The 25,944-nt window shown below is 55.8% G+C and carries 21 protein-coding genes and 2 tRNA genes; 14 read left to right on the top strand and 9 right to left on the bottom strand.

The features are described from left to right. Positions 1–22: 22 nt before the first annotated feature. The 6 genes from SH421x_RS10125 to SH421x_RS10100 form a co-directional block, all read right to left on the bottom strand. Positions 23–988, bottom strand: coding sequence for a LysM peptidoglycan-binding domain-containing protein (locus SH421x_RS10125; protein WP_488855383.1), 966 nt, complete (start codon positions 986–988; stop codon positions 23–25). 354 nt (positions 989–1,342) lie between these two features. Further along, positions 1,343–5,158, bottom strand: coding sequence for a protein translocase subunit SecD (gene secD, locus SH421x_RS10120; protein ID WP_488855381.1), 3,816 nt, complete (start codon positions 5,156–5,158; stop codon positions 1,343–1,345). 52 nt (positions 5,159–5,210) lie between these two features. Beyond that, on the bottom strand, positions 5,211–5,603 hold the full coding sequence (yajC, locus tag SH421x_RS10115; protein ID WP_488855379.1) for a preprotein translocase subunit YajC: 393 nt from the start codon (positions 5,601–5,603) through the stop codon (positions 5,211–5,213). Between the two features lie 183 nt (positions 5,604–5,786). After that, positions 5,787–6,905 carry a tRNA guanosine(34) transglycosylase Tgt gene (gene tgt / locus SH421x_RS10110; protein WP_488855377.1) on the bottom strand — a complete coding sequence of 373 codons (1,119 nt, stop codon included), beginning with the start codon at positions 6,903–6,905 and terminating at the stop codon, positions 5,787–5,789. Positions 6,906–7,148: 243 nt separating this feature from the next. Further along, positions 7,149–8,477, bottom strand: coding sequence for a tetratricopeptide repeat protein (locus tag SH421x_RS10105; RefSeq protein ID WP_488855375.1), 1,329 nt, complete (start codon positions 8,475–8,477; stop codon positions 7,149–7,151). A 187-nt stretch (positions 8,478–8,664) separates the two neighbouring features. After that, positions 8,665–8,737 (bottom strand) — tRNA-Thr (locus SH421x_RS10100). A 92-nt stretch (positions 8,738–8,829) separates the two neighbouring features. Between SH421x_RS10100 and SH421x_RS10095 the strand changes: the two genes are divergently transcribed. The 4 genes from SH421x_RS10095 to SH421x_RS10080 all read left to right on the top strand — a co-directional run bounded on the left by SH421x_RS10095 (position 8,830) and on the right by SH421x_RS10080 (position 13,105). Further along, positions 8,830–9,093, top strand: a complete 264-nt coding sequence (locus SH421x_RS10095; RefSeq protein ID WP_488855374.1) for a hypothetical protein — start codon at positions 8,830–8,832, stop codon at positions 9,091–9,093. Between the two features lie 387 nt (positions 9,094–9,480). Then, the gene (locus tag SH421x_RS10090) at positions 9,481–10,383 is read left to right on the top strand and encodes a diacylglycerol/lipid kinase family protein (protein ID WP_488855372.1); all 903 of its coding nucleotides are present in this window, start codon (positions 9,481–9,483) and stop codon (positions 10,381–10,383) included. A gap of 68 nt (positions 10,384–10,451) precedes the next feature. Beyond that, positions 10,452–11,279 (top strand): 3-deoxy-8-phosphooctulonate synthase, encoded by an 828-nt coding sequence (gene kdsA, locus SH421x_RS10085; RefSeq protein WP_488855371.1) that lies wholly within the window; start codon positions 10,452–10,454, stop codon positions 11,277–11,279. A gap of 17 nt (positions 11,280–11,296) precedes the next feature. Continuing rightward, positions 11,297–13,105 (top strand): tetratricopeptide repeat protein, encoded by a 1,809-nt coding sequence (locus SH421x_RS10080; RefSeq protein WP_488855369.1) that lies wholly within the window; start codon positions 11,297–11,299, stop codon positions 13,103–13,105. Positions 13,106–13,244: 139 nt separating this feature from the next. On the opposite strand, the gene SH421x_RS10075 is transcribed toward SH421x_RS10080, so the two are convergent. Further along, positions 13,245–14,108: a phosphoribosylaminoimidazolesuccinocarboxamide synthase gene (locus tag SH421x_RS10075; protein WP_488855367.1), complete on the bottom strand. Its 864-nt coding sequence runs from the start codon at positions 14,106–14,108 to the stop codon at positions 13,245–13,247. A 342-nt stretch (positions 14,109–14,450) separates the two neighbouring features. Between SH421x_RS10075 and SH421x_RS10070 the strand changes: the two genes are divergently transcribed. The 4 genes from SH421x_RS10070 to SH421x_RS10055 all read left to right on the top strand — a co-directional run bounded on the left by SH421x_RS10070 (position 14,451) and on the right by SH421x_RS10055 (position 18,407). Continuing rightward, entirely contained in the window at positions 14,451–15,932 is a 1,482-nt protein-coding gene (locus SH421x_RS10070) for a hypothetical protein (protein WP_488855365.1), read from the top strand. 60 nt (positions 15,933–15,992) lie between these two features. Next, complete coding sequence (locus SH421x_RS10065) at positions 15,993–16,907, top strand: SMP-30/gluconolactonase/LRE family protein (protein WP_488855363.1); 915 nt, start codon at positions 15,993–15,995, stop codon at positions 16,905–16,907. Positions 16,908–16,951: 44 nt separating this feature from the next. Further along, positions 16,952–17,164 carry a hypothetical protein gene (locus SH421x_RS10060; RefSeq protein ID WP_488855361.1) on the top strand — a complete coding sequence of 71 codons (213 nt, stop codon included), beginning with the start codon at positions 16,952–16,954 and terminating at the stop codon, positions 17,162–17,164. A 217-nt stretch (positions 17,165–17,381) separates the two neighbouring features. Then, positions 17,382–18,407 carry a 3-keto-disaccharide hydrolase gene (locus tag SH421x_RS10055; protein WP_488855360.1) on the top strand — a complete coding sequence of 342 codons (1,026 nt, stop codon included), beginning with the start codon at positions 17,382–17,384 and terminating at the stop codon, positions 18,405–18,407. 80 nt (positions 18,408–18,487) lie between these two features. Here SH421x_RS10055 and SH421x_RS10050 read toward each other — a convergent pair whose 3' ends face one another. Next, complete coding sequence (locus tag SH421x_RS10050; RefSeq protein WP_488855359.1) at positions 18,488–20,164, bottom strand: SpoIIE family protein phosphatase; 1,677 nt, start codon at positions 20,162–20,164, stop codon at positions 18,488–18,490. A 168-nt stretch (positions 20,165–20,332) separates the two neighbouring features. Here SH421x_RS10050 and SH421x_RS10045 point away from each other — a divergent pair. From SH421x_RS10045 to tnpA, 4 genes are all read left to right on the top strand, one after another. Further along, positions 20,333–20,403 (top strand) — tRNA-Gln (locus SH421x_RS10045). 56 nt (positions 20,404–20,459) lie between these two features. Then, complete coding sequence (locus tag SH421x_RS10040; RefSeq protein WP_488855357.1) at positions 20,460–21,647, top strand: S1C family serine protease; 1,188 nt, start codon at positions 20,460–20,462, stop codon at positions 21,645–21,647. Between the two features lie 56 nt (positions 21,648–21,703). Then, entirely contained in the window at positions 21,704–22,381 is a 678-nt protein-coding gene (locus SH421x_RS10035; RefSeq protein WP_488855356.1) for an HAD family hydrolase, read from the top strand. Positions 22,382–22,637: 256 nt separating this feature from the next. Next, a complete protein-coding gene (gene tnpA / locus SH421x_RS10030; protein WP_488855355.1) occupies positions 22,638–23,093 on the top strand; it encodes an IS200/IS605 family transposase in 456 nt (151 codons plus the stop codon). 154 nt (positions 23,094–23,247) lie between these two features. Here tnpA and SH421x_RS10025 read toward each other — a convergent pair whose 3' ends face one another. Next, complete coding sequence (locus SH421x_RS10025) at positions 23,248–24,111, bottom strand: tetratricopeptide repeat protein (RefSeq protein ID WP_488855354.1); 864 nt, start codon at positions 24,109–24,111, stop codon at positions 23,248–23,250. Positions 24,112–24,264: 153 nt separating this feature from the next. Between SH421x_RS10025 and SH421x_RS10020 the strand changes: the two genes are divergently transcribed. Together SH421x_RS10020 and accB are read left to right on the top strand one after the other, a co-directional pair. After that, positions 24,265–25,362: a M24 family metallopeptidase gene (locus SH421x_RS10020; protein WP_488855353.1), complete on the top strand. Its 1,098-nt coding sequence runs from the start codon at positions 24,265–24,267 to the stop codon at positions 25,360–25,362. A gap of 93 nt (positions 25,363–25,455) precedes the next feature. Continuing rightward, positions 25,456–25,923 (top strand): acetyl-CoA carboxylase biotin carboxyl carrier protein, encoded by a 468-nt coding sequence (gene accB, locus SH421x_RS10015; protein WP_488855352.1) that lies wholly within the window; start codon positions 25,456–25,458, stop codon positions 25,921–25,923. Positions 25,924–25,944 lie beyond the last annotated feature (21 nt).

Genomic DNA, 25,944 nt, shown 5'->3' with positions numbered 1-25,944 from the left:
GCAGCCAAACAGGGGCGGATAACTAGAGCGGCGTCATTCGCAGATGCGCACTGCCGCCAAGCGGTTGGAGCGGCTGCATGGACGTGGGAGCGACGTTATTGGTCCCACGGCCAAGTGAATCGAGTTCATTGGTCGCAGGTATCGTGATTTCGACTCGTAGCGGCAAGATTTGCGGATCGCTCAATAGGTCGCGATTCGCCTCGAAGATCGCCCAGTCGAGATCGGCTCGGCCCAAATATCGCTCGGCCAGCTTCGGCAGCGTATCGCCATCGACCAATCGATGACTTCGACGCGGCTGGGCAGGAGCAGACGACTGCCGTTGCTCAGGCGGCGCTGCATACGCTGGCTGCCTGGCTGTTGGTTGAAAAGCTGCTGGCTGATAAGCCGAAGGCTGCGGGGCTGATTGCGGCAGGTCTGCTTCAGGCATGATCGGCTTGCTGACCACAACCGTCGTCGCTGTAGGCTGCCGACGAGGCTGCAATTGGCGACTCGACGGCTGCTGGACCATCGCCGGCTCGGCAGGGATGCTAACTTGCCGCGGCTCTGGAGCTCGGTAAACGTCGCCTGGCGGCATTTCTACCGGAATAGCGATCGACTCTACCGAATTGGCAGGAACCTCACGACGAGCGATGGAGACCCGCTGATAACCTTGAGGGCTCAGATCGACCAACTGCTGAGGAGTAGCACTGGACGAAATTGGAGCCGGGTACTCATCGGCCAGCCGGGGCGCAGCAGCGGCAGTCGTATCGAGACCGCCGGAGGTAGGCTCCAGCGAAACGACCCTTTGGATCGTAGGTAACTCGAATTCAGGCTGCGGTTCGGTAGGATCTTGTCCAATGAACGCATCCACACGCGGCGTCGAACCATCACGGCCCGCCGAAGCGGACTGGGGGGAAGAAAGTTCGGATTGTGACCAATATGGCATCGCAGCGCCAACGCCGATTACGCCGATGGCGGCCATGGTGAGTAGTTTCGAATTGCCCAGCATGATGACTCCCAAGTTTGGGGCCTACATGAAATTTCGAGCGCAATCCGTCGCTACAAATCCTGATGTATCCGTCTAGCAATAGATTATCGACCAACTGCTAGCACCGATGCGGCGATTTCTCCTCGGAAATCGAAAATCTCAGAAACGGCGTTCTTCGCCTAGCGTTTGCGTAGACTTTGCCGTGGCAAACCCTCCCGGTTCTGCGATTCGATCGCAACAGGAAAGCTAGGCCACGCGGTCAGTCGCGTCTCGCCAAGCTTTGGTACGGCGCCGGGATCTCACCAGGTCGGACAAAAAAAAGGGGGAAGCCGAAGCATCCCCCTTTTATCTGTGAAAGTTTAACGCTTACGGGACTTAGGCCGCGGCGCCACGCTTCTTCTCGCGATTCATCAACCAGACCAACACCGGCGATGCGATGAAGATCGAGCTGTAGGTACCGACAAAGATGCCAACCACCAAAGTAAACGAGAAGCTATGCACTCCTTCGCCACCCAGGAAGAAGAGGATCACAACCACAATAAAGGTCGTGAACGAGGTCAAAATCGTACGACCAAGCGTCTGATTGATCGACGCATTCACCATGTCAATCGTCAAATCATGGCTCTTGCCGCGAACTTCACGAATCCGGTCAAAGACCACGATCGTATCGTTCAACGAGTAACCGATCAGCGTCAGGAACGCAGCGACGACCGGCAAGCTGATCTTCATCTCGTCAATCTGCATAAAGCCAAAGACGTACTGCAACCAGGTGGTCAAGGCGAGTGCTCCGAGCGTGATCAGCACGTCATGCACCAACGCCACGACAGCCGCCAGGCCGAAGGCCAGGTTCTGAAAGCGGAACCAGATGTACGCGACCACGCCAACCAAGCTTAGCAGCAAGGCGAAGATCGCCATTTGTTGCATGTCGCCGGCGACCTGGGCGCCAATATTGCTGGACGAGGGCCACACTGGCGTGCTCGACAATTCACTGCGGATCTCGCCAAAAATCTTGCTGGCGTTTTCTTTGCTACTCGACAGCTGAACCGTCCACTCGGTGCCGCTCACGCTGCTATCAAGCGGAATCGCCAGACCATCCCGAAGCAGATGGATTTGTGGCCGTTCGACCCCCAACTGGTCAGCCGCCTGCAAAACCAGGCTCTGTAACGTTTGGGCCGTGATCTTTTCGTCAAACGAAAGAGTCGACTCAAACTGCAGCGGGGCGATCTTGGTACCAGCATCGATAATCGGTTCTTCATCCGGATCGGTTTCTTCCGCAGGAACTTCCGTCGCCGGGGTCTCAGCGGCAGGAGCCTCGGCAGCAGGAGTCTCGGCCATCGGCGCCGGCTCTTTCATCTCTGCTGCCGGAGCATCAGGCGTCGGCTCTTCTTTGGCTGGCTCGGCCGGGGTTTCCGGTTTGGGTTCTTCCTTGACTGGCTCGGCCGGCGCTTCCGGTTTCGGGGCTTCTGTCATAGGAGCTTCTGCTTCCGGAGCTGGCGTTTCAGCCGGTGGCTGAGCTTCCTCATCCTGAGCAAGCGCCAGCAGTTCTTCCCCTGGCAAATCGGTGCGACGCGTACGATAGCTCGATTGCGCGTCGGTAGCCGGTTGTTCGGGAGTTGCTTCTTCTGTCGCCTTGGGAGTTTCCGTTGCTGCAGGCTCGGTCGATCCGCTGATCGCGCCTACATCGCTTACCGAGACGTTATGCATGACCAACATGCTTTCGCCGCTTTCGGTGCGGAAGATGCGTTCTAGTTCTGCCTGAACAACTTCCACTCCTTCCGCGATATCTCCGGTGACATAGCGAGGTCCATCGACCGCAAATTTGAGGTTAAGTCGTTCGGCCGACTTCAAATCGCCAGCGCTTTCGATCGACATCGTGCCGGTGGCCGCGTTGGAATTATCACGAATGACGATTCCACCACGATCGGCGGTCAGGTCAGCTTCTAGCTGCGTACCTGCTTCGTTGATTGCGACGGTAACTCCACGCAACGAGTCGACGTTGCTGAGATCAACCGTAGCCGACTTACCGCTTCGATCAGTCACTTTGAGCGAACCGAGCTTGCCGAGTCCGGTCAACGACGTGTCGATCTTGTAGATCTGATTTTCTTTTCCTTCCAACGTCACCGAGCTGATCGAGACGTCGGGCAGTTTCTCGCTGACCATTTGGCGGACCTGCGAGATTGGCATTCCTTCTTTCAGGTAAACCTGAACTGACGAACCGCCGTTGAAGTCAATGTCAAAGATCGTCTTACCGCGGGCGCCAACAGCGATGATGCCGATGACGATCATGATCAAAGAAACCGCCATCGCAGTCTTGCGTTTTCCCAGGAAGTCAAACTTCGCTCCGCTGGCGGTCGGCATCATCGTCAGCGTGGTCAACCACTTCTTCTTTTCGGCGATGTCAAAAAAGACCCGCGAGCAGAAGATCGCCGTGAACATGCTCATCGCAATACCGAGAATCAAAGTTACCGCGAATCCGCGAACCTGATCGGTGCCGATGCGATACAAGACAAGGGCGGTGATCAACGTCGTCAAATTCGCGTCGACGATCGTCGTTGTCGCTTTACTAAAACCGTTCACCAGCGCCATTCGTAAAGACGCGCCGTGGTTAAGCTCTTCGCGGATACGCTCGTAAATCAAAACGTTGGCGTCGACTGACATACCGACGGTCAGCACCAAACCGGCGATCCCTGGCAACGTCAAGTCTGCGTTGAACAAGATCATCGCCGCCAAGATTAACACCAGATTCATCAGCACCGCAACGCACGCGACGAGACCGGCGACGTGATAGTAGACGGCCATAAACAGCAGCACCAGCACCAAGCTGATCCCGACCGCCCAGGCGCCTTTACGAATGGTGTCGTCCCCGAGAGTAGCGCTGATGGTTTGTTCGCTGATCGGCTCTTTGCGAAGCACGACCGGCAACTTGCCTGCCTGCAGCACGCCGGTCAACGATTCAACTTCGGCATCCGTAAATTTGCCGGTGATAATACCTCGATCGCCGATCACCCCTTGGACCGTTGGCGCCGAAACCAGATAGTCATCCATCACGATGCCTAAATGCCGAGCACGATCGCCAACCGGCAGATTGTCGCGTGTCAGCTTGGACATCAGCGAGGCGCCGGTGCTGTTCAATTGGAACTCAACCGACAACGCGCCCCCTTCATCGTAGGTGCGACGAGCGGCGGTCAAATAACCACCGGTCAGCGGTTTTGGCTCCATCTTCATCAAGATCTGCAGCGGTTGCCCCGTGTTCTGGCCCCCCCGCACGAGAAAGTTAGACGGCGAAGTCTGAACCGGCGTTCCGTCCGGAGATGCGGCAAACGCACCAACATCAAATTGGTATCCCCCATCATCGTCTTTGCGAACGCCGACCCATTTACCCTCGGCGCGTCCAGTCGAATTGACGACATAGCGTTCGCCACGCTGTTTGGGATCAATCGCGCGACTGAACAGCGACGCATGATCGTCAGCATTGGCCACGATCATAAATTCGAGCATACCGGCCGTCGTGATCTTATCTTTGATCACCGCCAGGTCGGCCGACTCGGCGTTGGGGATAATCACTTCGACTTGCTTGCTGCCGTAAGCGCGGATGATCACTTCACGGACGCCGGACGGATTGACGCGATTTTTCAGGTTCGCGATCAACTCGTTCATGCTATAGGCCATCCCGCCGTCTTGGTCGGGAGCCGATTCCAGCGCGTCACCCTGCTCGTCGTTGACCTTTTTTTGTTCGGCCAGGTAGATTTTGGTTTCATCCTCGTCAATTTCATAAATCAGGATCACGCCCCCTTGCAGGTCGATCCCAAACTTGGGCGGCCAGTAGCGGGCCACCGCTGTAATGCCGATGACCATCGTGCAGAAGATCACCGCCAAACGCCAACCATAGGTGGGCATCCGCAGCGTATTGGCGAGCAAGATCCCGGCTGCGATCGGCAGCCCCAAGATCGCCAGCGCTATCGCCAGCTTTAACAGGGATGAGCCATCTTCGCCGCTCGCCGCGGCAGGGGCATCCGACGGGGTGACCGTCGGCGCTGGAGCTCCAGGAGCGGTAAGTGCTGCGTCCTGCGCTGACGCAGATGCGGTCAGCGAGATGTCCCCGAGCCAGCTTTCTGAGTTGACGTCTGGGCCCCATGCCATGGCCGCAGCCGTCAATACCAACGCGAGCGTCATTGCCACGTATTTTTGCATCTTCGATAACTCCAGTATCGCACGACGACCGATTTGTCGCCGCATTCGTGTTTTATGATTCAGCCGAAGCTTTGTCTTCGTCTTGCTGATCGCTTTTGCCGCTTTTATCACTCTTGTCCAGCACACGCGCGATCGCGCGCATTTTCAATCGCATTTCGGCGTTCGTCTTTTCGTCGATTCGGACAACGAGTTCGCCTTGATCTTTTTTCACGCTCACCACGGTCGCCACGATGCCGCCGATCGTTTCGATCCGATCGTTCTTCTTCAAGCTCGAGATCATATCTTCCGTTTCTTTGCGCTTCTTTTGCTCTGGGCGCATCAAAAGGAAAAAACCGATCAGCAACAACGCCGCCGGAGCCAACCACATCAGCGATTCGAATACGCTCGCTTCTGGCTTTGCCGCAGCTTGAGCGAGTAGTGCGAAGTAGGTTGTCGTTAAATCCACAGCGTTATCACTTTCCCGTGGTTTTCGCACTCCCCAGCTTTGGGCAGGCGCGGCGTCGCCCTTTCTGCAGAAAGTTTGATCACCTCAAGGCATGGTCCGATTAAGGACGTGAAACTCAACATAATAAGACTTCACAAAAATGACGGCAATAGCAGCAATGCCGTCGGCGCTCGACGAGACGGCTCATTCATCCCGGTTTCGCCAGGCGTTCATCTTCTGCTCATAAAAGGCTTCAAAGCGATCTTCTTCGATCGCCTGCCGTGCCCCAGCCATTAATTGCTGATAGTAAGCGAGGTTTTGCAGCGTCAATAAAATCGGCCCCAGCATTTCTTTGGCCGCAAATAAATGTCGGATATATCCCCGGCTATGCTGGCGAACTCGCTCGGGAGAGGTCGGCGAAATTGGTCGCTTATCGGTCTGATACTTGGCGTTACGCAGTCTTAGCGTCCCTTCGTCGGTGAACGCCAGCGCATTGCGGCCGTTGCGGGTAGGCATCACGCAGTCGAACAAGTCGACTCCCCGCCGGACCCCTTCCAGCAGATCCTCAGGACGCCCGACCCCCATCAAGTAGCGCGGCCGATCGGCCGGCAACACCGGGCAAGTCGCATCCAAAATGCGATACATCTCCGGAGGCGGTTCGCCTACGCTGAGTCCGCCGATCGCGTATCCAGGAAATTCCAGCTTTCCTAATTCTTCCGCACAATAAACCCGAAGTTTTTCGTCGAGCCCCCCCTGAACGATCGCAAACTGCGCCTGATCGTCTCGCGAAGCGGCCTGTTGGCAGCGTGCGGCCCAGCGAATCGAACGATCGCAGGCTTCGCGAATCACCTGCGGCTCGTTCGGCAACGCAACCACGTGATCCAGCACCATCGCCACATCGCTGCCGAGCGCCTCTTGGATCTCGATCGAGCGTTCCGGCGAGAGGGCAACCTTCGAGCCGTCAATATGCGACCGAAAAACAGCCCCTTCTTCCGTAATTTTCGCCATCTGGGCCAGGCTGAAGATTTGGAATCCGCCGCTATCAGTCAGGATCGGCCCACTCCAGCCAGAAAACTCGTGCAACCCGCCCAACTCACGGACAATCTGCTCTCCGGGACGCAGCGAGAGATGGTAGGTATTCCCCAGGATCATCTCGGCCCCGGTCTCACGAACCAGACCGATCTCTAGCCCTTTGACCGTTCCTTGCGTACCCACCGGCATGAACGCCGGCGTTTGTACTTGGCCATGCGGCGTATGAAACACGCCGCGTCGCGCTTTGCCGCTTTGCTGCAGCAGTTCGTAGCGAAATGAACGTTCGCTCACAGATGTCACCGGCCGACTCTTCTCTTCGAGGCTTGCTAAATCATCGCAGCCCGAAGTGCAAGCGAGGGAAATGCGGTGGCAGAAAAATGACGAGGTTCTCCATCTTGTTGAATGACCAGATCACTTCGGCCTGCGGTCCCTGTTCGACATCAGGCCGGCGACACTAGACATTCAAATGGAGGCCGCATTTCCCTCGTTTGCGCATCGGGCTACGAAGAAACTGCGACCAACGCTGCCGCGATACTAGTCGCCACGCAGCTTCAAATTGGCCTCGGTCAACTTCTCGCGCACTTCGTTCAAGCTGGTCACGCCAAAGTTCTTGCACTCCAGCAGCTCGTCGCCGGTACGACGGACCAGTTCGCCGATTGTGGAAATCCCCAAGCGAACCATGCACTTGCGAGCACGAACCGACAGGTTGAGTTCCGAGATCGGGCGATCGAGCAACGCTTGCTCGTCCGGCGATAGTCCGGCGACTTCGATGGTCGGCTCCGGCTGTCCCTTGTCGGTCGAAAACTGGCCGAGCTCTAACCCCTTCGAGTTGAGCATCTCACGAATTTCGACCAGCGAGGTCTCACCAAAGTTCTTGCTGGAGAGCAGTTCTTGCTCAGAACAACGCGACAGATCGCCGAGGGTCTGAATCCCCATCTTTTGCAGGCAGTTGCGGCTGCGAACCGACAATTCAAAGTCGGTGACCGGAATGCTGAGCACCTGAGCAATCCGATCACGTTTCTTCTGGGCTTCTTCGTCGTAGAACATGTCGCTCGACGCCTGGGCGTCTTTCAGAAACATGCTGGCGCGAGGTTCGTTCGGATAGGCGTCCAGAATGCGCGAATAGCAATGAGCCGCACGCTCGTACTCGCCACGATCTTCGGACAGGATACCCAAGTTGAGCAGCGTGCCGACATGCGTGGGAAAGCAAGAAGCCGCTTTCTGATAGTAGCCGAGCGCTTCTTCATCGTTGCCGCGACGATCATTTTCGAGCGCCAGGCCAAACAAAGCGCCGGCATGCGTCGAATCGGACTCGACCGCTCGTTCGTACAACGCGACAACTTCGGAAGGATTGCCACCCAACGCGGCGACCGTAGCCCCACGTTGATACAAATAATCGGCGGTTTGTTCGATCGGACCAAACAGATCGTCCAGTTGCTTCATCGCCACGTCGTACCGATTGGCGGCGCGATGGGCTTCGACAATCGCCAATTGGCAATCATCACGGTTGTAACCGGCGATTTGAGCCGCCTGGTAACCTTCGATCGCTTTATCAAATCGGTTCAAAGCGTAGTTCGCTTTGCCGAGATAAAAGTGGGCCAATGCTCCACCATCGGCGTTCGACAACACGTCGATCGCGCGGACATTGCGGCCCAGAATGTACATGCAGACGCCGAGGCGAACATTGGTCGCAGGCGATCGCTCCGGCTGGCTCGACTCCAACTCGGCTATGCTGTCACGCAAGACGGCGAAGCTGGCGTAGTCTTTCGACAGGAGGCGGATGATCTGGCGAATTTCTTCGGGACCGAATGTCGTGTTTGCAAGGACGACATGTTTTAAGTCAAATTCCAAACCTTGAACCATCCGTCGATTCTCCCAAATCAAGTGGTCGGCGAAACGCATCGTCGTCCGAGACGAGCGACCGAAATGCCGAAGAGCCCCGAACTATCGCGGGTTGTTCCATGGCGAGCGGCATAAGAAGCAACGCTTCGAGGGGGAAGCCCTCACCATGTTCTCGGCGAATAACTAGCGGAGCGTGCGATCACAAAAGAGCCAGCGGTGGGAGTTGAACCCACAACCTCAGCATTACGAATGCTGCGCTCTGCCAATTGAGCTACGCCGGCAATGCCGGAAACGAATAATAGTGCCACAAAAGAGACGATTCGTGAAGGGGGGATCCGTCTGATAAGAATTTTTCGTGCCAAGAAAGGTTTGCTTGGCAAAAAAACTGCAATTTCATGCCCCGGCCAGATCGGCGGCCAAGAAAAAAAACTGGGGCCAACTGCCGCGCCAACACGTGTCAGCACACTGGATCGTCAGGGGCAAGGCAAACCATCCAGTGCAGAACGACAGCGGCCCCACGGGCCAGCTTGCCACCTCCTCCGAGGAGATGGCGACAAACCCTAATTGCAACCGCTGGACCAATTCGATGAAATTCACCTCAACAATCACCATAAACCCTTTAACCATAGAGACATAAAATATTTATCGCCCGCCAAAACGGGACTTCTCAATTTGAGACGCACCAAAAAGCGTTGGACCTTGCAACACACGAACAATACAGGCCACCCACTTGGGTTAATTTTGGTCGTGAGAGCATTCGAGATCGATTTCAAAACACGACGTAAACCATTTAGATAAAGAGGTTTACAACAAAACAAGCCTGTTTCATTTTGAGAATTTTTCCCATTTCGGTCGAAATCCAACCAAAATCTGTCTCAATCTGAAACAACATTCAGCGAAAAACCCGCCTATCTCTATAAGTGGCAATCGATACCATGGAGAAAACGTAATTCCGCTACTTCTCCCGCTGCGAGCCGACGTGAATTTTCAGCCGTTCCATACAGGCGAACCCGGGAGGATCGTCTTGTTCCACAATCCGATTGCAGGGCCTTTGCATCGGCATGACAAAATCGCTCGCTTGCAGACAAAGCTGCAAAAGCAGGGGTATGATGTCGCCAGTGCGACGACGCTGGCCGAACTGGAAACGATTGTTGATGCCTCGGTCCGCTTGGTAATCTCGGCCGGGGGTGATGGAACCGCAGCAGCGGCGGTCGCGAGGATTGGCCCCGATGTTCCGCTGGCGATCTTTCCGACCGGCACCGAAAACGTCTTTGGAAAATATCTCGGGATCAGCAATTCAACCGATGCGTTTCTCAACTTCCTCTCCAGCGCTGTCGTCTGTCAGTTGGATGCGGCGACTGCAAATGATCAGATTTTTCTGTTGATGCTGGGGGTCGGCTATGACGCCGAAGTCGTCCATCAAGTTGCCGCCCAGCGGAAAGGGCACCTGACGCAATCGGCCTATTTTGGCCCAATTTTGCAAACTTCCTGGCGATACCCGTTTCCTGACTTGCAACTAGAACTGGAAAACGAGTCAGGCGATATCGAGCACCACACCGGCAAGTGGGCGTTTGTCGTCAATGTGCCGCGGTATGCCTGGGGGATGAGTTTTGCGCCTCAGGCGATTCCGTGGGATGGCTTGCTTGACATTTGCATCTTGCGGCAGGGGGGGCTGAGCCGTGGAATCGGCTATCTTTATTCGCTACTCCGCGGCGGCTGGAACGCACGCGAAGATGTGACCTATCGACGTTGTCGCCGAGTGCATATCTCCAGCGACGCCGCGGACGTGCGGTTTCAAACCGATGGGGACCCGGGAGGCGCATTGCCGATCGAGATCGCGGTCGCGCCGGCTCGCTTTCGCTGCTTGGTACCACGAGAATTTGCCGAAATTCAACGACAAATTACGGCCGGTGCGACGGTTTTATGAAGTTCTCGCGCGGCCCTGGGCAGCTGTTCCAACTAGAATCAAACTGAGACTTATCCGAAGGAGCGAATGTGGGCGGAACGGCTAAAATCAACAACCTCACGTGCGGTGACGGTCAACCCTTACTGGTTGTCGCCGGACCTTGCGTGATCGAGAGTCTGGATCTGACGCTGGCAATCGCCGAGCGACTGAAGCAAATCGCCGCTAACTTGCCGATCCAGTTGGTCTTCAAAGCGTCGTTTGATAAGGCGAATCGGACTAGCGGCAGCGCCTTTCGCGGCGTCGGCCTCGATGAAGGACTCCGCGTCTTGGACGAAGTCCGCAGCCGTCTAGAACTGCCGGTCACCACCGACATTCACGAATCAACCCAAGCGGCCACGGTCGCCCAGGTCTGCGATTTGCTGCAAATCCCGGCTTTTTTGGCTCGACAGACCGATTTGCTGCTTGCCGCGGCGAACACCGGCAAAGCGATCAACGTAAAAAAAGGGCAGTTCATGGCCCCCTGGGACATGCGGCATGTGGTCGCCAAGCTGAAAGAAGCAGGCAATCCCGACATCATGCTGACCGAACGCGGCACCTTTTTTGGCTATGGTCGCTTGGTCAATGACATGCGTGCGCTGCTAGAAATGTCGGCGCTCGGCGTGCCGGTCATTTACGATGCGACGCATAGCGTGCAAGAGCCCGGCGGCCTTGGCGCCGCGACCGGCGGCAATCGCGCGATGGTTCCGCCGATGGCGCGAGCCGCAGCGGCGGTCGGAATCGATGGCCTCTTTTTTGAAACTCATCCCGATCCTGATCAATCGCCCAGCGACGGACCGAACATGGTTCCTTTGGATGCGGCGGAAAAACTACTCCGGCAGGTGCTCGCCGTTCGCGAAGCTGTCTCTTCCAACCAATAGCCCACGATTCGACAATCATGCGTTTCTCTTCCTTATTCGCTCTGCTGGCGCTGACTTGGCTGCTCACCGGCTGCGGCGGCTCAAAACCGCCAGCGAAATCAACGACCGCTTCCACTTCCAAGCCCGCTGTCACGGCCACCGCACGACAAGCGTCTAGCGAAGCGACCGCAGATGTGCTGCAACAGGCGCTGGTGCTGCTCGAAGATCTCGATCAGTTCAACGCCGAAGTGGTCCAGCGCGAAGTCCTGCAATCGCTCAATCGCTGGTTGCATCATCGCACGCTCAATCCAGAGTGGCGCGCAGATGCAATGATCGATGCATTGCCAGCAGAGGTTCGCAACCTGTCGCACATGCAGAACCTGGCGACCACCTATTTCCGCGACCCCAAATATCCGATGACATTTCGCGGCAGCGATTTCGACTACATCGAAGGGTGCGTCTGGGCTTTCTCACTCTCTGAGTATATTCGCGAGAACGGCCATCTGCCGGCCGACATGGCGGAGTGGTTGAAGACGCAAACCAAGCCGTTATCCAACAACGAGCGCGGCGACCTAAAGACCGCCTATCTGCTGTTTGATTGGACTGTCCGCAACATCCAACTGCGGAGTGAAGCTCCTCAGTTCGCGCCCGGCACGGCCCGCGAGCCGTGGGAAGTTCTGCAGATTGGGTATGGAGATGCAGTCGAGCGCGCGCGTGTTTTTATCAATCTGGCGCGGCAACAAGGGCTGAACGCTTTTGCACTAGAACTAGCCGACGGTGAAGGAGAACTCTCGGCCAGCGTGGTCGGAGTCGAAATTGCTGGTCAGGTTTATCTGTTTGACGCCGCGTATGGATTGCCGATTTCTGCCGGCACAGGCATCGCCACACTTGCCGCCGCGAGCGAAGGGGACGCTATCCGCCAAGGGATGACTTCGTCGAAGTACGCCTATCCTTACAATGCCGAGAGCTTTCAAAATGCGACGGCGCTGATTGACGCGTGCAGCACTTCGCTGCTTCAGGCTTCTTCTCTGCTCGAATCGCAATTGACTGGCAAACTGCGACTTCGGCTGGCGGTTGAACCGACCAAAGTGGCCGAAAGCTTGAAGCATGCCGGCGTCAAAAAATCGCGACTCTGGGAGGCGCCGATCCTGGCCGAAGATGGCCTGCGGTTACGACTTCGCGATGAGCCAGCCCCCGACTCCACCGGCCCGACGTTGGCGCAACAGTTTTACATGGAGCGTCAACTTTACGATCAAAGCTCGCCGCTGGCGACTGGCCGCCTGTTGCATCTGATGGGACGATTCAGCAACGAAGTGCAACGCCCAGGTGCTCGAAAGATGTACCTGTTTGCCCGCAGCTTTGAGCTCCAAGTGCAGAAGCTGACCTTCCGAGAACAGGTCGAAGCAATCGCCTCGCAGGGGATGCGACTGCCGCGCGATGTTGAGCAACAAAGGTTCTATGTTGAACAGATGATTAACAACGCTAAAACGATCAAGATGATCGCCAGTTATCAGCTGGGCCAGATCGCGCTCGACAGCGCCCAGTACCCGTCCGCGATTGACTACTTCGAGATTCGCACGCTCAAAGAATTTCCCCAGATTCCGTATGCGTCGCAAGCTCGGTATGGTTTAGGCCGGGCCGATATGGGGATCGCTCAAAATGCTAAACTGTCGGCGGAAGATCAGGCCGCCGCACGACAGACGGCAGTGGAATGGCTGACCCATGTAGACGACCTCGCGTCTCCCCAGCGCCGCGGCAATACGCTGCTGGCCGAACGTCTGATTCCGCCTGAAAAACCAGCGGAAACAGCGTCCGAGAAGGAGCCGGACAAGGAAAACGAAAAGTAGCGAATCGCAGGATCCGCGATGTGGACCTCTGCCGAATCGCGCTGATCTCCCGAATCGTGAACACTTTATGGCCCACACGGCGGCCCCTGACTTCTGTCGTCTGGTTCGCTGTGCGAACCAGACGACGATTACCTCTTCGCTATTTCCAGGGGAACGATTGGCCAGTCAATTCCTCATACGCTTCGATATACTTCGCGCGGGTCTGACTGACGATCTCTTCTGGCAATTGTGGAGGCGTGCTGTTCTTATCCCAGTCGGTCGTTTCGAGATAATCACGCACAATCTGCTTGTCGAACGACGGAGGACTGACCCCGACTTGGTACTGGTCTTCGGGCCAGAATCGTGAGCTGTCGGGAGTCAAGACTTCGTCGATCAGCAGCAGTTCGCCGTTGACGATTCCCCACTCAAACTTTGTGTCTGCGATGATGATCCCTTTTTCGCGGGCAAAAGCGGCGCCGCGCGTGTAGATATCGATGCTCTTGTCACGCAGCGTTGACGCCAACTCTTCGCCGACGATTTCGCACATCCGCTCATAGGAGATGTTGATATCGTGGCCCGACTCTTCTTTTGTCGCCGGCGTAAAGATCGGCGTTTCTAATTGGGCGCTTTGATCCAGTCCGGCAGGCAAGGGGATGCCGCAGACGGTGCCGCTTTTGCCGTATTCTTTCCAACCTGATCCGGCGAGATAGCCGCGGACCACGCATTCGATCGGCACGACTTCGGTCTTGCGGACCAGCATGCTGCGGCCTTCGAGTGGAGCCAGTTCGGTTCCGCTCGGCAGTCCTGCGGTGGCCACATCCAACGAAATCATGTGATTCGCGACGCCCAGCTTCTCAAACCAGAAGCGGCTGATTTGGGTCAAAACCCGACCTTTGTCCGGAATCACCGACGGCAGCACGTAGTCAAACGCACTGGTTCGATCAGAAGCGACCAGGAGCAATTTGTCTCCCAAATCGTAGATGTCTCGGACTTTGCCATGCCGAACAGGTAGATCAATAGTCATTTCGAGTCACTTGCTATTAAGTCAAAAACGAGTTTTGTCCTTTTGAAAAACCCCTCCCTGCATTTTTCAACCTTGACTTACTTCGAGCATTGCTGGTCGCGGCTCACAAAATAAACGGCTTAGGCCGCAGTTCTGACGCCTCGTCCCTGAGACGCAGCAGTCGGTCGATAAGCTCTACAAACTGCTTAAGCCCGGCAATCTTAACAGACCTGCAAAAGGATTGGCTAGTACGCGACAATAAGCGTAGATGCACGATTTCCGTAAACCGATTAGACTAGGGAGCTTACGTGCCAGTGTCTGCGGCTTTTCCTGACTCCGCTTCATGCAAGAGGTTTGCGCCCCGTGGGAGCATTGCGATTCTATTCGCCGCCGATCGATCAACTGTCGCGGCGCTACGACACTGCCTATGTAGTTGATTACGATCAGGTTCCGCGCCGTTCCAACGTGCATCATGACGGCTCGATCCTCTCGCTCACGTTCGAGGGAGACGATTCGGTCAAACTGCGCATCCCCTGGAATGTCGACGAATTTCAGTCGTACTTTTTAGCAACCTGTTCACTCCGTCCTCGCACCGAGCCGTATCATCTGGCGCTGGAAGTCGCGCGAGGCGTCCTCTCGCGGCTTAAGTCGTTAGTCGCTGTTTGCGACGCAGCCGATATCCAGCAGACCGCAGCGTTCCACATCGCCATCGGCAAAGCGATCGATGCGTTTACGATTGCGGCGACTTCTGATCACCACGGCCAAGCTTCGCAAGCCGCCGCCCAAAAATGCATCAGCCATACCGCCGTCGCCTTTGCACATCTCACTAGCGTCTATCGAGACGCTGCGATCGATTTTATTCAAGAGCATGCTCCTCACCGCACGTTTTTGTACGGCGTGAACATCCGCAATTCTCATCCTTCAGCCGATGCGTCGGCCCTGTTGCGGCCGACATTTAACACCGCGGTGATTACTCCGGTCTGGAAAGACTGCGAACCAATCGAAGGTCGCTTCGATTTTGAACATGTAAGAGAACAGATCCGCTGGTGTCGCAGTCAAGGAATGCGCGTGGTCGCCGGCCCCATTGCAAGCCTGGACGACTTGAATGTCCCCGACTGGCTCTATTTGTGGGACAATGATTTTCCGAGTCTGCTCAGTTTTCTATTGCAGTACGTCGAAACGGCGACTCGCAATCTAAACGGCATGACCGATCTTTGGTATTGCTCCGCCGGCATCAACACGACGCGCGAGTTTCATCTCTCCGAAGAGCAGCAATTGCGGATGCTGGTCGGCTCGATTGAGACGATGCGTCGCAATGATCCGCAAACGCCGGTCCTGGTCAGCTTTGACCAACCCTGGGGCGATTATCTAAGTCATACGCACCGCGATTTGTCACCCATCCACTTTGCCGAAGAAATCGTGCGGGCCAATCTTGGCGTCACCGGGATCGGCGTAGAGTTGAATTTTAACGATTGTGACGGCGCCATTTTTCCGCGAGATCCGTTTGAGGTGATTCGCCTACTCGATCAATGGGGAATGTTAGGGCTGCCGCTCTTTGTGACGCTGACTTTTCCTAGTTCACGGCGTTTTGATAAGCGAGCCGCTTTTCAGATCTCGGACCATGATTCGCCTACTTTCCCAATCAGTCGCCGTCGCCAGCGACAATTTGTCGAGTCGCTGGTCCCCTTAATTATCTCGCATCCCCAAACGCAGGCAATCTTCTGGAATCAATTTACCGACGCGTCGGCACACGCTTATCCGAATGCCGGTTTGTTCGATCGTGGGGATCATCCTAAGTCAACGCTCCGAAGTTTACGAGAAATTCGTCAGCACTATTTGACTTAACTCCCGCGCCGGGTTCCACTAACAGTAAGACTCGCCCCCAGGAAGCTAGGCCCACCTACTATGTTCAAGTCCTCACTCGCCTCAGGCATCCTCTGCCTGACTGCTGTTTCAATCTGCGTCGCTGAGCCGATCGCCGGAATTGGTCCTGTGGGCGAAGTCCGCACTCTGCAAAAGGACTTTGCGTTTACCGAGGGGCCCTCTGCGGACGAAGTCGGAAATCTATACTTCAGCGATATCCCCAACGATCGCATTTATCGCCGGACTCCCGATGGCAAGATCGCCGTCTTTCTAGAACCGGCAGGTCATACCAACGGCACGATGGTTCGCGGCGATCGGTTGCTGATCTGTCAGATGGATGGTCAATTGGCGAGCGTCTCGCTCAGCAGCGATGACTTGCAAGTTTTGGCCGGCAAATACAACGGCGAACGTTTTAACGCACCCAACGACCTGGTTTGTGATCATACTGGCGGCGTTTACTTCACCGATCCGCGCTATCGAGCACCAATGCCGTGGCCGCAAAAGATCGAAGCGGTTTATTATCTCTCGGCTGATGACGTGGTGACTCGCTTGATTGATGATATTCAAGCGCCCAATGGCGTCATCCTTTCACCCGACGAAAAAACACTGTACGTCGTACCTTCGATGGAATCGAAACTGTACGCCTATGACATCTTGAGCCCCGGAAAAATTGGGGAAAAACGGGTTGTATGCCAATTTCGTCAACCCGCAGGCGAAGACAATCAAGGCGGTGACGGTCTCACGATCGACGAACATGGCAATCTGTACGTGACGACCAAGCTCGGCGTACAAGTAATCAGCCCGCAAGGGAAGATCTTAGGAATCATTGAATTTCCTGAACAACCGGCGAACGCAACGTTCGGCGGTCCGTCAGGGAAGACATTGTTTGTGACGGCCCGCACAGGGCTTTACTCTGTGGAAATGAGCGTTCGGGGACATCAATTCCCTGGCGAATAACGCACGCTCAGTTTTAGTTTCTATATTTTTTGGGGGATTTACGTATGAAGATGTGGATTTCTGCTGCATTGTTTTGCGGCGCTGCTTCGCTGATCGGTTGCACCAAAGCGGAAGATAAGACGACTCCTCCGGCCACCGAACCGGAAGTAACGATGCCGGCCGAATCGACCGACGCTCCGGCGACTCCTGCTGCCGAAACGCCGGCCGCTGAAGCCCCGGCCGAAGATAAGCCGATGGAAGAATCCAAGCCCGAATAAGGCGACGTTTCTATCCAAGCTCAGATGACAAAAGAGGCTGCTACTCCACCCGGGGTTGCAGTCTCTTTTTTTAGCCCAATCGGGACCGATACGGCCACAATTTTCAGGAATTCTCGCAAGCAGGCTCTATCGTCTTGCAATCGGTCTCGAAGCAAAGCAGACTATTCTAAGCTTTTTGCCTAACCCTCCCGTGCACCTTGATCGCTATGTCCGCCTCATGCTTCGCAATATTACATCGCTCGTCCTGTTGCTGACGCTCTCATCGCTCTGTCTGGCTGCCGACACCGACCCGCGTGTCTTTGTCGACCCCGACAACGTCAACGATCCTGACTTCGTCTATCAAGGCGAATACTATGGGCCGCTACGCTTGCCCAGCGGCAGCTACGAAATGACCGGCCTGCAAGTGGTCGCGATGGGCGACGGCAAATTCTCGGCGCTGCAATACAAAGGAGGACTGCCGGGTAACGGTTGGGACAACGGCCCCAAGCTGGCGCTGAAAGGGGAGATGCAAAATGGCCTGATCCATTTGCAGCATGACGCATACACGATTGCCGTCGATCCCAATCATGCCGTCGTGACCAACACGGCGGGACAGCAGCTAGGCGATCTTCCCAAGGTTCGCCGCAAAAGTCTGACGCTCGGGCACCGCCCGCCGCGTGACGCCCGCGTCTTGTTTGACGGGACGTCGACCGAGTACTTCCAAGATGGGAAGCTAACCGCCGAAGGGCTGCTGAAAGCCGGCACGATCACCACATTTCCGGTCTCGGACTTCCAGTTGCATCTAGAGTTTCGCACTCCTTTCATGCCTGACCGCGGCTCGCAAGCGCGCGGCAATAGCGGCGTCTACATTCAAGAGCGTTACGAAGTGCAGATCTTGGACTCGTTCGGCAAAACGCCAGAGTTCAATGACTCGGCGTCGATCTATCGGACCAAGCCGCCCGAAATGAACATGTGCTTCCCGCCGCTGCAGTGGCAAACCTACGACATCTACTTCAATGCCGCGCGCTTTGACGACGCCGGCAACAAGGTGAGCGACGCGCGACTAACGGTCTTTCACAACGGGATCGCCGTTCAGCGAGATGAACGCCTAAAGAACAAAACTGGCGCCGGCAAAAAAGAAGGCGCCGAGCCGCTGCCGATCAAGCTGCAAGACCATAACGATCCGGTCGTCTTCCGAAACATCTGGATCATCGAGCCATCAGCGCCGATGAATTTTGACGCGACAACTTGCGTTTGCCAGTAGAAATGACGAATGAAACACCAATGACGTTGGTTTCGTCATTGGCCGATTGCGCCGTTACGAAGCAACACGGCGGCCCATAGTTATTCCAGCCGCTCGTAGCAAACCAAACACATGTCGTCGAACTGCGAGCCCATGAACTCGCGGACGTCTTGGACGATCGCTTGGCCAAGCTGGGCGACGGAAGGGAACTGCTGTTGGGTACGCTCGCGGACACGGGGAATGCCAAACTGCTCTCCCTCGGCGTCCATCGCTTCGTTGATGCCGTCGGTGTACAGAACAATTCGCTCGCCCACGGCGATCGGGATGGTGACCTTCTCGTATTCCAAATCCGGAAACACCCCCAGCGGCAAGCTGATTTCGGCCTCTCCGATTTCTTCGACAGTACCATCGTTACGGCGTAGCATCGGCGCCATGTGACCGGCGTTGAGCACCGTCATCTCATGCGTCTCAAAATTCAAGATATTCAGGACCAGCGTCACAAACTGATCGTCCGGAATGCTCTCACTGAACGTGTTATTGAGCGTTGCAAAAGCAACTGCCGGATCCGGGATTGAGGCCAGCGTATAACGAGCGTCGGCTGACAGTTTGGCCATCAATAGAGAAGCGGCGACGCCGTGTCCCACCACATCCCCCAGCAAAATCGCCATCCGGTTGCCCGGCAGCGGAATATAGTCGTAATAGTCGCCGCCGACTGAATTTGCGGCGCGATAATAGTCAAAGAAATCATACCCCGGAGCTGCCGGCTTCCCCTTTGGCAAAAAGCCGATCTGTACTTGGCTGGCCAGCTTCAGGTCACGTTCCATTTCCTGCTGCTTCATCGCTCGCAGGTGCAACTGGGCGTTGTCGATCGAGATCGCCGCTTGCGACGCGACGCTCATCAGCACTTCTAGATCTTCCTGCTGGAAACGCTTGCGTTGATCCAGCGTGTCGATCTGCAGCGCGCCAAACGCCTTGCCGTTACTGTCCACCAGCGGGGCGCACATGATTGAGCGAATCTGAAAATCGGTGATGCTCTGACTCATCTCAAACCGTGAGTCCGCCGCAGCGTCGGCCGAGAGGATCGCCTGCTTCTTCTCGATCACATGATTGATGACCGTGCGGCTGATCCGGATATTTTCGTCACCAGGGCGGCGAGTCTTGGTCCAGCGCGGAGCCAGCTTCCCTTTGTCATCCTGCAGGATGATAAACCCGCGATCGGCCTGCAAAAATATTTTGAATAGGCTGTTAAGCACCTGCGGAAAAACGTCCTCCGGAGCGATCACGCCGCCGAGATTTTTCGTAATTTCCAGCAAAGCGGCCAATTTCACTTCGGCGCTGGCCTGTAGCGTCACGCCACCGGTTTGCGACGAGACCTCCAACTGCGACATGATGGTCGAGGGCGCCGAGTCATCGTCCACCATGATCGTGCCGTAAGCGCCGGCTCCGGTGTGCCCTAGATTACGGGCCGAAGGGGGGGCGAACGGCTGATCCAAATGAAAGGTAAAGGTCACGTCGCAAACGCGGATCGAATCCCCGTCCTTCAACTTTTGCAGCGAGTTTACCGCCGTGTCGTTGACGAAGGTTCCATTCCGGCTCCCCAGATCCTCGATCAGTAGGTCCTGGTTTTTGCGCGTAATTTGGGCGTGATGGCGGCTGACAGCGCCGGCGTCCACCACAATATCACACTCGGGATGACGCCCCATGACGAACTTTTCGCCCGCCAAATAGATTTTTTTTCCGGCGTCGGATCCGTTGACCGCTACTAGATAACTGCTCATCGGCGTGGCTGCGTCAGTGGATTAGCGAACAGGGCGGAAGGAGCTGCGCGAACCACTCGCTCTTTTCCCCCACTAGTTTTGTGATAGTTTATCAGCAGCGGCGGTAGATAGCCAGCGGCTGAATCCCTTGACGACAAGCGACTTACGCAATACTCTTTACAAACCGATTGGGGAATAGTGTAACGGTAGCACTACAGATTCTGAATCTGTCAGTCTAGGTTCAAATCCTAGTTCCCCAGCTTCTTTCCATAAGCGGCGGCGAGTCCCCTCGCCACCCAACGCCTAGAGAGGCCCCATGAGCACTGGAATGCCGCCAGAGCAGCGGGCGCAGCCGAGTGCGATCGCGTTTCTACGACTGTTCGTTTTCTGCTTTGCTATCGCCCTAGGAGTCTCTTGGGTCGTCAGCAGTTTTATGCTTTCGGATCCGCTTCCCACAATTAATCCCGACGCCGTCCCGCGCAATGTCACCGCTAGGGGGGACTTGGCTGCCGATGAAACGTCGACAATCGAGCTGTTTGATTCGGCCTCGCCGTCGGTCGTCTTCATCACTACCACGGCGATCTCACGCCGCGCAATGAACGTCAACCCTGTCGAAATCCCCGCCGGCGCCGGCAGCGGCTTTGTCTGGGACGAAAAAGGACATATCGTCACCAACTACCATGTCATCCGTGAACTAGAACAGGGCAACGGAGGGCGTGCGATCGTCACCTTTGCGGATCACACCTCGCACGAGGCGAAAGTCCTGGGCGGGTCGCCTGACAATGATCTCGCCGTGCTGCAGTTGATCAATCCACAAGCGGCCACGTTGATCCCAATTCGTGTCGGCTCTTCAAAAAATCTGAAGGTCGGCCAAAAAGTGTTCGCGATCGGCAATCCGTTTGGCTTTGACCAAACCCTGACCACCGGCGTGATCAGCGGCTTGGGACGCTCGATCCGCAGCGAATCAGGACAGCCGATCAACGACCTGATACAGACCGATGCGGCGATCAACCCCGGTAATTCTGGCGGCCCCCTATTGGACAGCAGCGGCCTGTTGATCGGCATGAACACCGCGATTTATAGCCCCTCTGGCGCCTACTCCGGCATCGGTTTGGCGATTCCGATCGATACGGTCAACGCCGTCGCAACCGAGATTTTACGTACCGGCAAGGTCTCCAAGCCCTATTTGGGCGTAGCGCTATTACCGATGTCGGCCATCGCCCAACTCAATCTCCAGGGCGCACTGATCGGCGAAGTGCTGGATGGCAGTCCAGCCGCCCAAGCAGGGCTGATGCCGACCGTGATTACTGAACAAGGGCTCGACCAGCTTGGGGATGTAATCATCGCCATCGATGGCGAACCGGTCAGCAGTCACTCGGACGTCGTGACTCAGCTGATCAAGCATAAAGTGGGCGATACGATCAAAGCCACTATCATTCGTGGAGCGGGAACCGCCAATCCAGAGCAGCTGGACGTAGACATTATTTTGTCCGAAGCTCGCTAAGGCTCGCCGCGGTTCCTCTGGTCCTCTTTCCCCTACGCGACTTTAAAGCAATCCGCATGAAAATCTGTTTGTTCGACATCGATGGAACCCTGGTCAACACCGCAGGCGCCGGCAAGGACGCGATGATTGACTCGTTTCTAGCGACCGCCGGCATTGATGTGCTGACAACCGAAGTGCGCGTCAGCGGTAAAACCGATCGCGGCATCGCCCAAGAATTGTTTGACGCGCATCACATGCCGCTGACCGACGAAGCGTGGAACAAGTTCCTCAACAGTTACATGGCCGGTTTGGCTCGAAATCTGCCGCTGCGCGATGGACGCGTGCTGCCCGGCATCGAAGTGCTGCTCAATCAATTGGCCGAGCGCGATGACATTATCCTGGGGCTGCTGACCGGCAACGTCGCCCAAGGCGCCTATCTGAAGCTGACCCATTATGACTTGATGCACCACTTCGAGTTCGGCGGCTACGGCGACCTGCATCCCGATCGCAATGATGTCGCCCAAGCGGCGAAAGAAGCTTGTGAGGCGCATCTAGGCCACGCCGTTAGCGGCGATCAAATCTGGGTCATCGGCGACACAGCCAACGATGTCCGCTGCGCCCGAGCCATCGGCGCCAAAGCGGCCGCCGTAGCCACCGGTGTGTTCATGCGCGAAGAATTGGCGATGTGCGAGCCCGATTTATTGTTTGATGATTTAGAAAACGCCGATGCGTTTTTGGCGGAATTAACGGGGTGAGTGAGAGAGAGACTTAACTCTATTTCATTGCGGCGCCGAAGTTGCTGCCCCTGAATAGTTCGTAATATTGCATTTTTCGATCAGTTCCGGCAACTATTGATTGATCCGCTCACTACGCTATTCCAAAATAGGCCCAACGGGCCGTTCTAAAATTGCCCAGGGTCAGTCGCTTCCAGCGACGCAGCCCTGGGTCGAGGCGCCTTCCATCAACAAGCCCCAACGGGGCGATCTAATCGCAACCCGCCAGAGGTTCGCAATGCCGCAATCGTTCGCTCGCCTTTGGTGTCATCTAGTTTTTTCGACCAAACATCGACATCCCTTCTTCAAAGATCTCGCGATCCGTAATGAACTCTACGCCTATCTGGCGAGATGTTTAAAGAACCTAGAATGTGATGCAAAAATAGTCGGCGGATTTCATGACCATGTCCATTTGCTATTCTGTCTTTCTAGAACAAAAACAGTCGCCGAGGTCGTTATTGATCTAAAGACATCTTCCTCCAAGTGGTTGAAGTCTAAAGGGCATTCGTATCAAGAGTTTTATTGGCAAGCTGGCTACGGCGTCTTTTCGGTAAGCGAATCCAAAACCCCCGAAGTATTCGAGTACATCAGCCAGCAAGACGAGCATCATCGCAGCTTTGATTTTAAGAGCGAATTCCGAATAATTTGCCAGCGGCACGGCGTTGTTTTGGATGAACGTTATGCGTGGGACTAGATTAGCTCGCCCCGCTGGGGCTTTCACGCTTCATTGGATCGCTTACCTAGGGCTTCGCCCTAGGCTATTTTAGCTTTACCCCTTTGGGGTTCCAAAGATCCAACGAAGTTCGCTGCTCTAAAACAATAATTGTCGACGTTTGGGCGCACCGCAGTTAATACAACGCCGTCGCCAATTTACGCCGATAATCGTTCACCAATTCGTCCTCATCCGGCAATTGTCGGAAGACATCGACCATCAATTGTCGCGCCGTCTCGCCGTGACCGGCGCGGTCTTTACGGACAACCGCCAGGGCCGTTTCTAGCGATTCTTCAAACTGGCCTGCGGCGGCCAGCGCTTCGGCCAGCTTGAGCATTTTCTCGGCAGCTTCCGGCGACTTGGCCAGATCGGCGCGGCATGACTCAACTCCGCCAGCCGCGTCGCCCAGCTTGCGTAGTTCGAGCGCTGCTTTTACTTTTTCGGCTTCCGGCTCTAAAAATCCACGCTCTTCCAAAGCTGCGATCATCGACGCCGCTTCTTCATTGCGTTGCTGATCGTAGTAATGCTCGGCCAACATGATCTTGGCGACATCCAGTTTGGGATCCAGTTCGATCGCTTGTTGCAACTTTGCTTCCACATCGGCTGGGTCCGCTCCTAGAGTGTTGCGGACCTCATAAAGCAACGCTTCGGCTGCACTCGGAAATTGCCGCTCGATCCAGCCGCGAACAAATTCTTCGGGACGCATTCCGTCAAAGAAATCGATCACACCGCCATCACGAACCGCAAAGACCGCTGGAACCCCTTGAACGTTGAACTGAGCCGCCAATTGCGGCAAATCCTCGATATTGGCTTTGGCCAGGGTAAACTTGCCTGCCATCTCGATGGCCAGCTTCTCTAAGATCGGCATCAACAACTGACACGGCTGACACCAGGCGGCCCAAAAATCAACGATAACCGGCATCTCGCGAGAACGCTCCAGCACTTCAGTTTCGAAGTTGTCCAGCGTTACTTCTACAATCCAAGGGCTTTGCTCAGGCATATTCACTCTTCACATTTCAAAAAAAGGTGAGAATAGTCGCCGATTGATCGGATCGCCATTCTTGCGGAACAACGAAAAACGAGAAAAATCGTAGTGAGAGCTAACTGCTCCTGAGCGAGTTTACACCAATCTCTCTAGTCCGCCGAATTACCGATGCCGCCTGCAGACCATGATCGCTTTGCCGCTCGACGCAACAAACTGCGCAAGTTGCTCAAAAAAGCAGGTGCAGGCGCGATCCTGGTGTCCAACCTCTACAACGTCTCTTACTTGACGGGATTTACAGGGCACGATAGTTATCTGCTGATTACCCCCGACTCGGAGGTACTGCTGAGCGATCCGCGCTACACGCAGCAGCTCGAAGAAGAATGCCCTGGATTAAACCTCGAGAGTCGCGCTCCCGGCAAAACGATCCTGACGTCGGTTCACAAAATGGTCAAAGCGGCTGGCGTCACCCAACTGGCGTTTGAGTCGACCGCGGTCACCGTCGATCTGCGAGACCGCTTGGCCGACAAATTGACTGGCGTCACGCTGCTTCCAGCAGCGGGACTAGTCGAATCGCTACGTGAAATTAAAGATGCTGAAGAAATCGTTGCGATCCGCCACGCGATCTCCGTCGCCGAGAAGGCCTTCGCCGTGATTCGCGCTGCGCTGCACCCAACGCAAACCGAACGCCAGATCGCCGCCGACCTGGAATATCAGGTCCGCCGCTTCGGTGGAAAGGCGCTTAGCTTTCCGCCGATTGTCGGAGTAGGGGAGCGAGCCGCGCTGCCGCATGTAGTCCCCAGCGAGAAGCAAGTGGGCGAAGATGCCTTCGTGCTGATCGACTGGGGCGCGCTTGCAGGGGGGTATGTAAGCGACTTGACGCGTGTTGTAGCGACCGGTAAAATTTCGCCAAAAATCAAGCGAATTTACGATATTGCTTTAAAAGCCCAGTTCCGTGCGATCGACGCAATCCGGCCAGGCGCGTTGATGTGCGACGTGGATAAAGCGGCTCGCAGTATCATTGCAGACGCTGGTTTCGGCAAGCGATTTGGTCATGGTCTGGGGCATGGAATCGGCCTCGAAGTCCATGAGGCGCCCCGATTTAACAGTTCTCAAACCCGCCCCCTACAAGTAGGCATGGTGGTCACCGTGGAGCCGGGCATCTATATTCCTGGGTTTGGCGGAGTCCGCATTGAGGACGATGTGCTGGTGACAAAACAGGGACACGAGGTTTTGACCAGCGTCCCCAAAGATTTCGACGAGCCCTAAAATTTCGACACAAGCGTCATCGGCTGATCGTTGACGCTTCCTTTCCCACACGACTAAGCGGCACGAGCGCCGCGCTTCGGAGACCTTCGATCCATGGCCAAGTCTGAGCCCGCTACGAGCGGCGTCTTTGATCTCGATCGGTTGCGAGAAATCATCGAATTGATGAAAGAACACGAGCTGTCAGAGATCGATCTCCGGGAAGGGGAACGCCAAATCCAAATGAAACGGGGCGCAACGGTCGCTTATGCTCCCGCTCCGCAAGTCGCCGCGCCGGCTCCTATGGCCGCCGCCGCTGCTGCTCCGACTGAAGATTCGCATCTGGTGACGATCAACAGTCCGATGGTCGGCACGTTCTACGCCAAGCCGAAACCTGATTCTGAGAATTTCGCCAAAGTTGGCGATCACATCGGGGAAGAGTCGGTAGTTTGCATCATCGAAGCGATGAAGGTCTTCAACGAGATCAAAGCTGAGTTGACCGGCAAGATCGTCTCGGTCTTGGTGAAAAACGAAGATCCGGTCGAGTACGGCCAGCCCATGTTCAAGGTCGATCCGCGCGGTTAATAGCGCACCACCGTCCCGCAC

Source organism: Blastopirellula sp. SH421, from assembly GCF_057808535.1.
This window is presented reverse-complemented; position numbering and strand designations above follow the sequence as displayed.